The sequence below is a fragment of the Saccharothrix texasensis genome (genome assembly GCF_003752005.1).
In the GTDB taxonomy this organism is placed as follows: Bacteria; Actinomycetota; Actinomycetes; order Mycobacteriales; family Pseudonocardiaceae; genus Actinosynnema; species Actinosynnema texasense.
Window position 1 is genome coordinate 3,780,352 of sequence record NZ_RJKM01000001.1, and the last position, 13,316, is coordinate 3,793,667.

The window sequence follows — 13,316 nt, forward strand, 5'->3', positions numbered from 1 at the left end:
CGGCGACCACGTGGAGGCACCCCGTGACACGACTGCTCCGCTCCCTGCTCTTACCCGTGTTGACCGCCTCGGCGCTCGTCGGCGGCGCGGGCGTGGCGTCCGCGGCGACCGCCACGGTCGGCAACACCGACGGCGACGGGCTCACCATCCGGTCCGCGCCGACCTCGACCGCCTCCTCCCTCGGCCTCGTGTGGGACGGGCAGCGGGTCGACATCTCCTGCCAGGCGCGCGGCCAGTCGGTGACCAACACGCGCGGGTTCACCAGCGACCTGTGGGACTACGTGCCCGCGCTGCGCGGCTACCTCGCCGACGCCTACCTCGCCACCGGCTACGACTACCGCATCCCCGGCGTGCCGGACTGCGGCGCCCAGACCGGGCGGCTGGTGCCGGTGTCGCAGTTCCACGGGCAGCCCAACCAGGGCGAGGACTGCGGTCCGGCCAGCGTCGTGTCCGCGCTGCTCGCCGCAGGCGTGACCCCGAGGTCGTGGAACGCGAGCCGCCCGGTCGACGCGATCAACCGCGCGCGCTCCGACATGGGCTACGACCCGACCTGGAACGACCCCGCCAAGTTCGGCACGAACGAGTCCGACGTCCAGCGGGCGCTCGCGCGCAACGGCGTGAACGCCACCGTGGTCTTCAACGACCTGAACCGGGTCCTCACCCACGTCCGCAACGGCCGACCGGCGATCGTGGCGGGCAACATGGTCAGCCTGCCGTGGTCGGGCCGCGACGTGCCGCACTTCCTCACCGTCGCCGGGTACGACGGGGACTACCTGGTGCTCGACCCCGCCTCGCAGGCCATCGTCTACCGGGCGTCCGCGTCGACCCTCTCGGCGTACTTCAACCACGACCTGGGCCGGGCCGGCGTGCTGCTCTGACCGCCCGCTACACGGTCTCCTGCACGGCGCCGGACGCGTCGGCGCGCAGCACCGGCGCGCCGGCGGTCAGGTCCCGCACGGCGGCCACGGAGTCCCCGTCCACCTCCGACGCGGCGGTCACGACGGCCGCCGCCTCCACCCCCTCGGCGCCGCTCGACACGGCCGCCGCGACCGCCGCTTGCAGGGCGGTCAGCTTCAGCGACGGCAACGCGACCGTGGTCGCCGCGTAGGTCCGACCGTCGGTGTCGCGCACCGCCGCACCCTCGGCCGCGCCCGTCCGGGCCCGCGCCGATCGCGCCAGCGTGACGATCTTCTGGTCCTCGGGGTCGAGGTCACTCACCGCTGGTCCCCTCGCTGTCGTCGCCGTTGTTCACCGGGCGCACCAGCACCGTCGTGATGCGCATCCGCCCGCGTTCGTCCTTGCCGCCCTCGGCCCGCATCCGCAGACCCGCGATCTCGGCCTCCGTGCCCGGCAGCGGCACGCGGCCCAACCGCTGCGCCAGCAGGCCGCCGACCGTCTCCACCTCGTGGTCGTCCAGCTCCGTGCCGAACAACGCGTCCAGGTCGTCCACCGGCAACCGCGCGCTGACCCGCACCGAACCGTCCGTCAGGTGCTCCACCGGCGGCCGGTCCTCGGTGTCGGACTCGTCGGTGATCTCACCGACGATCTCCTCCAGGATGTCCTCGATCGTGAGCAGGCCCGCCGTCCCGCCGTACTCGTCCACCACCACCGCCAGGTGGTTGCGCGACAGCTGCATCTCCCGCAGCAGGTCCGCGATCGGCTTCGAGTCCGGGATGAACGACGCCGGCTTCATCACGTCCGCCACCGACGTGCCGTTCGGCTCCCCGGACAACGTCAGCCGCACCAGGTCCTTGAGGTTCACCACGCCGACGATGTCGTCCACGCTCTCCCCGATCACCGGCACCCGCGTGTACCCGGTGCGTAGCGACAGGGCCAGCGCCTGGCGGATCGACTTGGCCTGCTCGATCCACACGATCTCGGTGCGCGGCACCATCACCTCGCGCGCGATCGTGTCGCCGAGCTCGAAGACCGAGTGGATCATCTCCCGCTCGCCCTCGTCCACCACGCCGCGTTCCTGCGCCATGTCCACCAGCTCGCGCAGCTCGACCTCGGACGAGAACGGGCCCTCGCGGAAACCCCGACCCGGCGTGATCGCGTTGCCGACCAGGATCAGCAACTTGCTCAACGGGCCCAGCACCCGGCCGAGCACCCGGATCGGGCCCGCCGCCAGCAGGCTCACCGCGTACGGGTGCTGCCTGCCGAGCGTGCGCGGACCCACGCCGACCAGCACGTACGACACCACGAGCATGCTCAGCCCGGCGACCAGCATCGCCACCCAGTCGGTGGCGATCAGGCCGAGGCACACCACGGTCACCAGCACCGTCGCCGCCAGCTCGCAGCCCAGGCGCAGCAACAGCAGCAGGTTCACGTGCCGCGGCCGGTCGGCCAGCAACTGGATCAAGTGCCCCGTGCCCGCCCGGCCCTGCCGCTGCAACGCCTCGACGCGCGCCCGCGACACCGTGCCCAGCGCCGCGTCCACACCCGCGAACGCGCCCGCCGACAACACCAACACCACGGCCAGCACCAGCAGGCCGGCGGAACTGCCCATCACCTCGGCCGCCTCAGGCTGTCGGCTCGGGCCGGTCCGCGTCCTCCAGGCCGACCGCCCCGAGGAGCTTCGAGTCGGCCTCGCGCTGCGCCGACTTGCGCTCCGCCTCGGCCGCCGCCGTGCGGAAGTCGCCCAGGATGCGGTTCTGCAACGTGAACATCTCCCGCTCCTCGGCCGGCTCCGCGTGGTCGTAGCCGAGCAGGTGCAGCACGCCGTGCACGGTCAGCAGGTGCAGCTCGTCCAGCAGGCTGTGACCCGCCTTCTTGGCCTGGTCCTTGGCGAAGTCCGGGCACAGCACGATGTCGCCGAGCAGCGCCGGGCCGAGGCCCGCCGCGTCCGGCCGGCGCGCGGAGTCCAGCTCGTCCATCGGGAACGCCATCACGTCCGTCGGGCCGGGCAGGTCCATCCAGCGCTGGTGCAGGTCCGCCATCACGTCCAGCTCGACCAGCAGGACGGACAGCTCGGCCAACGGGCTGACGCCCATCCGGTCCAGGGCGAACCGGGCGGCGGCGACGATGGACGGCTCGTCCACGTTCACGCCCGACTCGTTCGCGATCTCGATGCTCACGGCGCCTATCGTCCCCGGCGCTGCCCGCGCGACCGCGCACCGGGTCCGGCGTGGTGCTGGTGCCGGTCGGCCGCGTCGCCTTCGTCCTGCTCGACCTGCCACTTCTCGTAGGCGTCCACGATGTCCGCGACCAGCCGGTGGCGGACCACGTCGTTGCTGGTCAGGACGGAGAAGTGGACGTCTTCCACGCCTTCGAGGATGTCCTTGACGACCTTCAGGCCGCTGCGCTGCCCGCCGGGCAGGTCGATCTGCGTGATGTCACCGGTCACCACGATCTTGGAGCCGAACCCCAACCGGGTGAGGAACATCTTCATCTGTTCGGGCGTCGTGTTCTGCGCCTCGTCCAAGATGATGAACGCGTCGTTCAGCGTGTTGTGGGTCAGCAGGTAGTCCTCGGTGACGTACAGCGAGTCCGCCGCGGCCACCTGGATGCACACCGCTTCGGTGCGGCCCGCGGGCTCGATGCTGTCGATGAACCGCATCGGCCGCCCGCCGCCGCCGGCCGCGAGGTACTTCTCGCGCTTGCGGGCGAGCCGGAAGGGCTCGACGCCCTCGGGCAACCGGATGTCGACGACGTGCGCGTCGTGGACGTAGGGAACCGCCCGGCCGTTCGCGAAGCCCGGCCGTCTCCCCTCCGCCACGCGGGTGCGCGTGCAGGCCACGCCGCCCAGCGACCGGACCAGGCCGATCACGTCGTCCCTGAGCCGGGCGGACGTGGTCGTGTACTGGATGCGGCAGGTGCGCCCGGACTGCGCGACCGGTCCGCCGTCGGAGTCCAGCAGGCCTTGCAGCAGCGCCAACCTGACCTCGACCGCGTTGGCGAGGTAGACCTCCGGGACGAACTTCGTGTGCGACCGGGTGCCGAGCAGGCTCAACGCCCGGAGCGCCCCGGCGACGGGGTTCTCCAGCGTCACGACATCGCCCGGCGACTTCACCCGGTTGAGGGTGTAGTCCACCCGGTCCTTCCCGTTCACCGCGATGCCCGGCAGAGCGGACTGGAGCGCGACCGCCAACTCGGGGTCGTCGGTCGCGAAGGACGGCGTGGTCGATCCGGTCAGGCAGCCGTCGCCGAGCAGCAGGCCCAAGGCGTACGGGTCCATCGGGACCTCGCGCGCCGGGTGGCAGGTCGGAGCGCTGAGCAGCGGCAACTCGTAGCGGCGCGCGTGGGCGGCGCGGAGGTCGCCGATCATCTCCTTGGTCTCCAGGACCCGCCACGGCTCGTTCCGCCGGCGGTCGGACCTGGTGCGCACCGTCCAGAGGTGGTCACCGCAGGCCAGCGTCGAGGCGCCGTCCTGGGCCGTGACCCGGTAGACGTCCTTCACGCCCTGCGGGAAGACGCCGAGGACCGGGGTGGGCTCGCCGTTCGAACCGATGACCAGATCGCCGACCTGGAGGCTGCCGATGGGCCGGAAGCCGTCCGGGGTGAGCACGTTGGTGAACACCGGCTGCGCCCGACCACGCATGTAGGCCAGTGGGGCGACCTCGATCGTGCCCGCCTGGGTCAGGCGCGGGATCGACTCAGGGTCGACCATGTCGTGCAGCGCGTCGTAGAGGGGCCGCAGGTACGGGTCGATCTTCTCGTACAGCGTGCCGGGCAGGTAGCCGAGCCGCTCGCCGGCCTCGACCGCCGGCCGGGTCAGGATGATGCGGTTGACCTGCTTGGCCTGCAACGCCTGCACGGCCTTCGCCATCGCCAGGTAGGTCTTGCCGGTGCCCGCGGGACCGATGCCGAACACCACGGTGTTCTGGTCGATCGCGTCCACGTAGTGCTTCTGGTTCAACGTCTTGGGCCGGATGGTGCGGCCGCGCCGGGAGATGATGTCGAGGCTCAGCACCTCGGCGGGCGACTCCGAGGTGCCCGCGGACAGCATCGCGACCGTGCGGCGGACCGTGTCCTGGCCGACCTGCTGACCGCGGCTGGCGAGCGTGACCAGCTCGGCGAACACGCGCTCGGCGAACGCCACGTCGGCGGGCTGGCCGGACAGGGTGATCTCGTTGCCGCGCACGTGCACGTCGGCGACCAGCAGTTCCTCCGCGAGCCGGAGGTTCTCGTCACGCGATCCGAGCAGGGCGAGCACCGCGCCGTCGGGCACGGCGAACTTGGATTGGGCGTCGGCCGCCGCGTGGACTGGCTGCGGCGTGTTGTCGTCGGTACCGGCCACGTGGCCTCGGGCCCTCTTCCTGCGCGTTCGCGCCGTGCTCTGGTGAGTTCGACCTACCGCTCCCGATGCTAGCCGCCACCACCGACACTCCGCACCGGAGTAAGAAACGGGTTGGACACGGCGGGTGTACTCGGAGCCGTGACGGAGTTGCGCGTGCTCACCCCCGACGACCTGCCCGCCTGCGTCCGCCTCGCGGCGGACCGGGGGTGGCCGGAGGAGCCGGCCAAGTGGGCGTTCCTGCTGCGGGTCGGGACCGGGTTCGGCCTGTTCGACGGCGATGAGCTGGTCGGCACCACCATCGTCACCCGGTTCGGTGACGAGCACGCGGCGGTCAGCATGGTGCTGGTGGCGTCGAGCCACGGCGGGCGCGGGCTCGGGCGGCGGTTGGTGGAGCACGCGCTCGGGTTCGCGGGCACGCCGGTGGCGTCGTTGCACGCGACTTCGTACGGCAAGCCGCTGTACGAGAAGCTGGGGTTCCGGTCGGTGGGGCTGGTGACGGCGCACGTCGGCCCGTTCGGCGGCGCGGCCTCGGGCACGTCGCGGCCGGCGGTGGAGGCGGACCTGCCGGGGCTGGCGGCGGTCGACGCCGAGGTGTTCGGCGCCGACCGGTCGGCGGTGGTGGACGCGCTGTTCGGGTTCGCGTCGCAGGTCAGGGTGGCCGACGACGGGTTCGTGGCGGCTTGGCGCAACGGGCCGTTGACGATGGTGGGCCCGGTGGTGGCGCCGTCGGCGGCGCGGGCGGCGGAGTTGGTCGCGGACGTGGCGGTGGGCGCGACGGTGCGGGTGGACGTGCGTGACGCGGCGTTGGCGGCGTGGCTGGAGGCGCGCGGGGTGGTGCCGCGGTTCGCCGTGGACCTGATGGTGCGCGGTGCGTTCAGCGGTGACCGCGCGCGCCTGTACGCGCCGGTGATGCAGGCCTTGGGGTAGGACGGCTCAGGCGAGCGGGCCGAGCGGCCGGCCGCCGAGGACGTGCAGGTGGGCGTGGAAGACGGTCTGGCCCGCGTCGGCGCCGGTGTTGAACAGCAGCCGGTAGCCGCTGTCGGCGACGCCCTCGGCCTTCGCCACCTCGCCCGCGGCCAGGAACAGGTCGTCCAGCACGGTGGGCGCGGCGGCGGCCAGGGCCACGGCGTCCGCGGCGTGGGCCTTCGGCACCAGCACGACGTGCGTCGGGGCTTGGGGCGCGATGTCGCGGAACGCCAGGGTGGTGTCGGTCTCGTGCACCACGGTCGCCGGGATCTCGCGGGCGACGATGCGGCAGAACAGGCAGTCGGACATGGCTCCGCAGGCTACCGACCCGGGCGGTCACGCGTGCTGAGCGTTCAACTCGGGTGTTCCGAACGTAGGACACGCGCGTTCTGGACGTAGGACACGCGCGTTCTGGACGTAGGACACGCGCGTGTGCCCTACGTCCGGGCGAGGCGGAGGGCGGCGGTGCGGCAGGCGGTCCAGGCCGCGGTGCCCGGGGTGATCAGGGACATGTGGTCGGTGGCCGGGAGGGCGATCAGCTCGGCGCCGGAAGCGCGGGCGAACGCCTCGCTCTGCTCGAACGGCACGTCCTCGTCGTCCTCGCCGTGGACCAGCACCAGGGGTTTCGGGATGGGCAGCAGGGCCGCGGGCGACGCGTCGGCGTAGAGCGCCGGCACCTCGGCCGGGGTGCCGCCGAGCAGTTCGGCGGCGCGGCGGGTGATCCGCGGGTGCTGGAGGAAGTCGAGGACGCCGGCTTGGGCCACGGCGCCGACGACGCGGGGGTGGCGGGCGGCGGCCCACACCGCCAGGTGCCCGCCGGCGGAGTGACCCAGGGTGACCACCGGGCCCAGTGCGGGGTCGAGGGCGTCGATGGCGGCGAGCACGTCGTCACCGGTGGCGGGCCAACCGCCACCACCGGTTACCCGCCGGTACTCGATGTTGTGCGCGGCCGCGCCGTGAATGACCAGGTCAGCGGCCAACGGTCGGCCGAGTTCCAATCCGTGGCGCTGGTGCCAAAAACCACCGTGGATTACCACGATCACCGGAAACGATTCACCGGTCGGCGTGGAAAACTCACCGAACTGGCTCGGGTGCGGTCCGTAGACGATGCGCAATCGAAACCCCTTGGCGACAAAAAAGTGGCCGCGTCGCGGTGGGACCTGGGGGTCGTCCCACCGCGACGCGGCGGCGCCGGACCGAGGGGGGAGGTGTCCGGCGAGTCGGTCGAGGAGCCGATCTTGGTTAGACCAATGCAACCCCTCTGCCATCAGCGTAACCCCTATGTCAGGCGTTCGCCAGAAGAGGGCAACACCAATTACCGCCAGCGATCGGTCAGCACACCCAGCGCACCCAAAGCGACCGCCGCCGCGGTCGACGCTCGCAGAACGGTAGGTCCCAGTCGCACTACGTGCGCGCCCGCACCGGTCAACGTGGACAATTCCTCGTCGGTGATCCCGCCTTCCGGTCCGACGACGAGCAGCACATCACCCGATGCGGGCAACTGAACCGATCCGAGGCCGACGGAAGCGGATTCGTGCAAAACCAAAGTGACCGCCGAGGACGACGCCAACCGCGCGAGCCCGGCTGTCGTGACGGGTTCGGCGACCGACGGCACGCGCGCCCGGCGGGCCTGCTTGGCCGCCTCGCGCGCGGTGCTGCGCCAGCGTTCGAGGGCCTTCGCGCCGCGCGGCCCGTCCTCCCACTTCGTCACGCAGCGCGAGGCACGCCACGGCACGACGCCGTCGACCCCGGCCTCGGTGGCCAGCTCGACGGCCAGTTCGCCCCGGTCGCCCTTCACCAGCGCCTGCGCCACGACGACCCGCACGGCCGCTTCGGGCACGGTCCACCGCTCGACGACGCGCAGCCGCAGGGAGTCCTTGGCCGCCTCCGACACCACGCACCGCACCTGGGCGCCCGTGCCGTCGGAGAGCACCAGCTCCTCCCCCGCGCGCAACCGGCGCACGGTGGCCGCGTGCCGCCCCTCGGGGCCGTCCAGGACGGCCTCGTCACCGGGCGGCAGCGCGGCGACCAGGAAGACCGGCAGCGTCACCGGTGGTTGCGGCCGGACCGCAGCCGCGAGAAGAGCCCGCCGCCGCCCTTGCCGTTGTGCGCGAGCGTCGGCTCGTCCTCGCCGCGCGTCACGGCGAGCTCGCGCAGCAGTTCGGCCTGCCGGGCGTCCAGCTTGGTCGGCGTGACGACCTCCAGGTGCACGTGCAGGTCGCCGCGGCCGTCGATGCGGCCGCTGGAGCGCAGCCGGGGCATGCCGCGGCCGGTGAGCACCAGCTCGGTGTTCGGCTGGGTGCCGGGCTCGATCTCCAGCTCCTCCTCGCCGTCCAGGGTCGCCAGCGGCAGCACGGCGCCCAGGGCGGCGGTGGTCATCGGGATGCGCACGGAGCAGTGCAGGTTGGCGCCGTCGCGCTCGAAGACCTCGTGCGGCACCTCCTCGACCTCGACGTACAGGTCGCCGGCCGGTCCGCCGCCGGGGCCGACCTCGCCCTGGCCCGCGAGCCGCACCCGCATGCCCTCGGCCACGCCGGCCGGGATCTGCACCGAGATGGTGCGCCGCGAGCGCACCCGGCCCTCGCCCGCGCACTGCTGGCACGGGTCGGGGATGACCTCGCCGAGGCCGCGGCAGACCGGGCACGGCCGCGCCGTGACGACCTGGCCGAGGAACGAGCGCTGCACCGACTGCACCTCGCCGCGCCCGCCGCACGTGTCGCAGCGCACGGGGGACGAGCCGTCCGCGCAGCCGCTGCCGACGCACCGGTCGCAGAGGATCGCCGTGTCGACGGTCAGTTCGCGCGACGCGCCCGCCGCGCACTCCTCCAGCGTCATCGACAGCCGGATCAACGCGTCCGAGCCCGGCTGCACGCGGCTGCGCGGACCGCGTCCGCCACCGCCGCCCGCGCCGAAGAAGGCGTCCATGATGTCGCCGAGACCGAATCCCGCGAACGGGTCGCCGCCGCCGCGCATCCCACCGCCGCCTGGCTCCAGCGGGTCGCCGCCCAGGTCGACGACCTGCCGCTTCTTGGGGTCCGACAGGACCTCGTAGGCGGCGGTCACCTCCTTGAAGCGCGCTTCCTCGTTGGGGTTCACGTCGGGGTGCAGCTGCCGCGCGAGCTTGCGGTAGGCGCGCTTGATCTCGTCGGGAGTCGCGTTCTTCTGGACCCCGAGCGTGCCGTAGTAGTCCCTCGCCACCGTGTTTCCTCCTGCGAACGCGCTTCGACACGCGTCCGCTCGCTTGCGAAACGTCCTGCGGGACCGCGGTGTTCCCCCGCCGTCACCGTCCGGTCAAGATCTCCCCCACGTAGTTGGCGACCGCTCGCACCGCCGCCATCGTGCCGGGGTAGTCCATGCGGGTGGGCCCCACCACTCCCATGCCGCCGAGCAGGTTGTCCCGGCTGCCGTAGCCGATGGACACGACCGAGGTGCTGCGCATCTCGGCCGCTTCGTTCTCCTCGCCGATGTGCACCAGGATGCGACCCGGGTCGCGGGCCGTGGCGAGCAGCTTGAGCACCACGACCTGCTCCTCCAGCGCCTCGAGCACCTGGCGCAGCGAACCGGGGAAGTCTGCCACGTTGCGGGTGAGGTTCGCCGTGCCACCCAGGACCAGGCGTTCCTCGGGGTGCTCCACCAGCGATTCGATGAGCACCGTGCTCACCCGCAGCACGATGTCGCGCAGCTCGCCGGGCGAGTCGTCGGGCAGCTTCGCGACCTCGGCGGAGGCGTCGGACAGGCGCTTGCCGACCATGGCGCCGTTGAGCATGGACCGGATGCGGGCCACGTTGTCCTCGGTGATCACGTCGCCGAGGTCGACCGAGCGCTGGTCGACCCGGCCGGTGTCGGTGATCAGCACCAGCATCAGGCGCGCCGGTGTGATGGCGAGCACTTCGATGTGCCGGACGGTGGAGCGGCTCAGCGTCGGGTACTGGACGACGGCGACCTGGCGGGTCAGCTGGGCCAGCAGCCGGACGCTGCGCCGCAGCACGTCGTCGAGGTCGTAGGCGCCTTCGAGGAAGTTCTGGATGGCCCTGCGCTCGGGCGTGGACAGCGGCTTGACCTCGCTGAGCCGGTCCACGAACAGGCGGTAGCCCTTGTCGGTCGGCACGCGGCCGGCGCTGGTGTGCGGCTGGGTGATGTACCCGTCCTCTTCCAGCGTGGCCATGTCGTTGCGCACGGTCGCGCTCGACACACCCAGGTTGTGCCGTTCGACCAGGGCTTTCGAGCCGACCGGCTCCTGGTTGGACACGTAGTCGGCGACGATCGCGCGCAGCACTTCGAACCGGCGCTCATCGGCGTTCACGCGCGTCACCTCCAGGACGGACAGGCTGCTTCACCTTGAGTTTACGGAGGTTCGGGCCCGGATCGGAAAACCCGCTCGCCGCACTTCGGTGAGGTGGGTAGCTTCGGGCGTGCTCACCCGCATCCAGGCCGCCCTGCGCGACGCGATCAGGGCCGACGCCGAGCGCGTCGGACCGTTCCTGGTCCGCTTCGACGAGCACGGCGACGACCTGTCCGTGAACTACGCCGTGCCGGACGAGGGCGCGGCGCCGACCGCGGGTGAGGTGGCCGCGCTGGTGGCGGCGTTCCGGGCGCGGTCGCGCACGCCGAGGTTGGAGTACCTGCGGCCGTCGCCGGTGGTGGACGCGGCGCTGGCGGCGGCCGGGTTCACCGTCGACCACCTGCTGCCGGTGATGGCGGTCGACGACCTGGTGGTGCCGCCGCCGCCCGCCGGGCTGACGATCGAGGCGGTGACCTCGGACGAGGACCTGCTCGCGGTGTCGGTGGTGCAGAACACGGCGTTCGACGTGGCGGGTGAGGTCGGCGCGCGGGACGTGGCGCGGCAGCGGTCGCTGTTGCGCGACGACGGGGTGATCGTGCTGGCCCGGCTGGCCGGCGAGCCGGCGGGCGCGGGGGCCTGCACCGCGCCGAAGCACGGGCTGTCGCAGGTCGCGGGCATCGCGGTGCCGGCTCGGCTGCGGGGGCGTGGCATCGCGTCGGCGGTGTGCGCCGACCTCACCGCGCGGGTGTTCGACGCGGGCTGCACCCCGTTCCTGGAGACCGAGCCGGGCTGGAAGGTGACCCGCCTGTACGGGGCGCTGGGCTACCGGACGATCGGGGAGTCCGCGTCGATCAGCCTGAAATGATCACCCGCGCCCGTCGGCTTGGCTAGGGTGGCCGGCCGGAAAGCACCATGCCGCGTCCACTGGGGGAAGGTTCCATGAGCGCCGACAAGGCCGCCAAGCTCGACGCCATCACCAAGTTCTTCGCCGCGTACGCCACCTACGACCTCGACGCCATGCGTGGCGTGATGACCGACGACATCGAGTGGACCATCCCGGGCCACCACCCGCTGTCGGGCACCAAGCGGGGTGTGGAGGAGGTCGCGGCCTTCTTCACCGAGCTGGGCAAGGCGGGTTTCCAGGCCGACCCGCTGTTCCTGGAGGCCAACGAGGAGTACGTGGTGGACGTGCACCGCGGCTGGACCACCGCGGGCGAGGGCAAGGTCGACACCCTGTGGGCCCTGCTGTGGCACTTCGACGCCGACGGCAAGATCGACCGGGTGGTCAACCTGTCCGCCGACCAGCACCAGATGGACAGCTACGTCTGGGCGAACTACACCCTCGCCGCGCTGCCGGACCGCCTCGCCTGAGGCGCCCCGCGTCGGCCGCGGTCCGCACCGGGCCGCGGCCGACGCGGTCAGGTGAGCCGGCGCACCACGGCGTCGGCGAGCAGCCTGCCCCGGTCGGTGAGCACGCAGCGGCCGTCGTCGAGGGCGGCCTGGTCGAGCAGGCCGTCGGCGGCCGCGACCTTCGCCTCGGCCCGGCCCTCGTCGTCGAGGACGTCCAGCGGCAGGCCGGTGGCCAGGCGCAGCTCCAGCAGCACGCGTTCCACCCGGCGGTCGTCGTCGGCGAGGACCTCGCGGCCCGCGGCGGGTGACGAGCCGGCGGCCAGCAGCTCGGCGTACTTCGCCGGGTGCTTGACGTTCCACCAGCGCACGCCGCCGACGTGGCTGTGCGCGCCGGGGCCCGCGCCCCACCAGTCGGCCCCCTGCCAGTACAGCAGGTTGTGCCGGCAGGCGGCGTCGGCCGACGCGGCCCAGTTCGACACCTCGTACCAGGTCAGGCCCTGCGCGGTCATGGCCGCGTCGATCAGCTCGTACTTGTCGGCGAGCACGTCGTCGTCCGGCATCGGCAGCTCGCCCCGGCGCACCCGGCGGGCCAGCGCGGTGCCTTCCTCCACGATCAGCGCGTAGGCCGAGACGTGGTCCACGCCCGCGCTGTGGACGGCGTCGAGCGACGAGCGGAGGTCGGCGACGGTCTCGCCCGGCGTGCCGTAGATGAGGTCGAGGTTCACGTGCTCGAAGCCCGCCTCGCGGGCCTCCTTCGCGGCGGCGACCGGACGGCCCGGGGTGTGCACGCGGTCGAGCACGGCCAGCACGTGCCGGGCGGCCGACTGCATGCCGAGCGAGACGCGGGTGTAACCAGCGTCACGGATGGCTGAGAAGAACTCGGGCGAGGTGGACTCCGGGTTGGACTCCGTGGTGACCTCCGCGCCCGGCGCGAGGCCGAACGAGGACCGCACCGCGTCGAGCACCTGGCCCAGTCCGGCGGCGCCCAGCAGCGACGGTGTGCCACCGCCCACGAACACCGTGTCCACCGCCGGTGGGTCACCCAGCACGGTCGCGGCGAGGTCCAGCTCCCGGCGCAGACCCTCCATCCAGGACGCCGGTGAGGCGGAAGTGCCCAGCTCACCGGCGGTGTAGGTGTTGAAGTCGCAGTAACCGCACCGGGTCGCGCAGAACGGGACGTGCACGTAGACCCCGAACGGGCGGTCACCCAGACCGGTGAGCGCGGAGGCGGGGAGGGAGCCGTCGGAGGGCGAGGGATCACCGATCGGCAGAGCGGAGGGCATGACGCCCATTGTCCCATCTACCAGCAGCGCAACCCCGTCCCACGATGCGGATGGCGGTGGACCACGAGATGGACGCGTGGCACGCTGAGGCACATGACATCGACCGGAGTCCGCCTGGTGGTCCGCCGCCACGTCGACTTCCGTCGTGTCTCCAGCGCGATGTGCCGTCGTTCGGCATAACCCGCGCCTGCCTTTT

Annotated in this window: 13 protein-coding genes and 3 pseudogenes; 4 read left to right on the forward strand and 12 right to left on the reverse strand. The window is 72.4% G+C overall.

Going from position 1 to position 13,316, the window contains the following annotated elements; genetic code table 11:
- Positions 1–23 precede the first annotated feature (23 nt).
- On the forward strand, positions 24–878 hold the full coding sequence (locus tag EDD40_RS15630; RefSeq protein WP_123743565.1) for a C39 family peptidase: 855 nt from the start codon (positions 24–26) through the stop codon (positions 876–878).
- 7 nt (positions 879–885) lie between these two features.
- On the opposite strand, the gene EDD40_RS15635 is transcribed toward EDD40_RS15630, so the two are convergent.
- From EDD40_RS15635 to EDD40_RS43595, 6 genes and pseudogenes are all read right to left on the reverse strand, one after another.
- Positions 886–1,218 (reverse strand): cytidine deaminase, encoded by a 333-nt coding sequence (locus tag EDD40_RS15635; protein ID WP_123743566.1) that lies wholly within the window; start codon positions 1,216–1,218, stop codon positions 886–888.
- Positions 1,211–2,509, reverse strand: coding sequence for a hemolysin family protein (locus EDD40_RS15640; RefSeq protein ID WP_123743567.1), 1,299 nt, complete (start codon positions 2,507–2,509; stop codon positions 1,211–1,213). The genes EDD40_RS15635 and EDD40_RS15640 overlap by 8 nt, the downstream gene beginning before the upstream one ends.
- A 13-nt stretch (positions 2,510–2,522) precedes the next feature.
- Positions 2,523–3,077: an rRNA maturation RNase YbeY gene (ybeY, locus tag EDD40_RS15645; protein WP_123743568.1), complete on the reverse strand. Its 555-nt coding sequence runs from the start codon at positions 3,075–3,077 to the stop codon at positions 2,523–2,525.
- Positions 3,078–3,082: 5 nt separating this feature from the next.
- Positions 3,083–3,448 (reverse strand): annotated as a pseudogene (locus tag EDD40_RS43585) (PhoH family protein); the annotation flags it as partial.
- Between the two features lie 264 nt (positions 3,449–3,712).
- Positions 3,713–4,540, reverse strand: a pseudogene (locus tag EDD40_RS44615) (LAGLIDADG family homing endonuclease); the annotation flags it as partial.
- Positions 4,529–5,239, reverse strand: a pseudogene (locus tag EDD40_RS43595) (PhoH family protein); the annotation flags it as partial. The pseudogenes EDD40_RS44615 and EDD40_RS43595, both read right to left, overlap by 12 nt.
- A 138-nt stretch (positions 5,240–5,377) precedes the next feature.
- Between EDD40_RS43595 and EDD40_RS15655 the strand changes: the two are divergent.
- Entirely contained in the window at positions 5,378–6,166 is a 789-nt protein-coding gene (locus EDD40_RS15655) for a GNAT family N-acetyltransferase (protein WP_211348182.1), read from the forward strand.
- A 6-nt stretch (positions 6,167–6,172) separates the two neighbouring features.
- Here the strand turns inward: EDD40_RS15655 and EDD40_RS15660 are convergent, their stop codons facing one another.
- The 5 genes from EDD40_RS15660 to hrcA all read right to left on the reverse strand — a co-directional run bounded on the left by EDD40_RS15660 (position 6,173) and on the right by hrcA (position 10,508).
- On the reverse strand, positions 6,173–6,514 hold the full coding sequence (locus tag EDD40_RS15660; RefSeq protein WP_123743570.1) for a histidine triad nucleotide-binding protein: 342 nt from the start codon (positions 6,512–6,514) through the stop codon (positions 6,173–6,175).
- A gap of 128 nt (positions 6,515–6,642) precedes the next feature.
- On the reverse strand, positions 6,643–7,320 hold the full coding sequence (locus tag EDD40_RS15665) for a prolyl oligopeptidase family serine peptidase (protein WP_123743571.1): 678 nt from the start codon (positions 7,318–7,320) through the stop codon (positions 6,643–6,645).
- A gap of 200 nt (positions 7,321–7,520) precedes the next feature.
- Positions 7,521–8,255: a 16S rRNA (uracil(1498)-N(3))-methyltransferase gene (locus EDD40_RS15670; protein WP_123743572.1), complete on the reverse strand. Its 735-nt coding sequence runs from the start codon at positions 8,253–8,255 to the stop codon at positions 7,521–7,523.
- Positions 8,252–9,403, reverse strand: a complete 1,152-nt coding sequence (gene dnaJ / locus EDD40_RS15675) for a molecular chaperone DnaJ (protein ID WP_123743573.1) — start codon at positions 9,401–9,403, stop codon at positions 8,252–8,254. The genes EDD40_RS15670 and dnaJ overlap by 4 nt, the downstream gene beginning before the upstream one ends.
- An 82-nt stretch (positions 9,404–9,485) precedes the next feature.
- Positions 9,486–10,508, reverse strand: coding sequence for a heat-inducible transcriptional repressor HrcA (hrcA, locus tag EDD40_RS15680; RefSeq protein ID WP_123743574.1), 1,023 nt, complete (start codon positions 10,506–10,508; stop codon positions 9,486–9,488).
- Positions 10,509–10,617: 109 nt separating this feature from the next.
- On the opposite strand from hrcA, the gene EDD40_RS15685 reads away from it, so the two are divergent.
- Together EDD40_RS15685 and EDD40_RS15690 are read left to right on the forward strand one after the other, a co-directional pair.
- Positions 10,618–11,352, forward strand: coding sequence for a GNAT family N-acetyltransferase (locus EDD40_RS15685; protein ID WP_123743575.1), 735 nt, complete (start codon positions 10,618–10,620; stop codon positions 11,350–11,352).
- A 74-nt stretch (positions 11,353–11,426) separates the two neighbouring features.
- Positions 11,427–11,858: a nuclear transport factor 2 family protein gene (locus tag EDD40_RS15690; RefSeq protein ID WP_170185097.1), complete on the forward strand. Its 432-nt coding sequence runs from the start codon at positions 11,427–11,429 to the stop codon at positions 11,856–11,858.
- Between the two features lie 47 nt (positions 11,859–11,905).
- Here EDD40_RS15690 and hemW read toward each other — a convergent pair whose 3' ends face one another.
- Positions 11,906–13,120, reverse strand: coding sequence for a radical SAM family heme chaperone HemW (hemW, locus tag EDD40_RS15695; RefSeq protein ID WP_123748045.1), 1,215 nt, complete (start codon positions 13,118–13,120; stop codon positions 11,906–11,908).
- Positions 13,121–13,316: the final 196 nt, after the last annotated feature.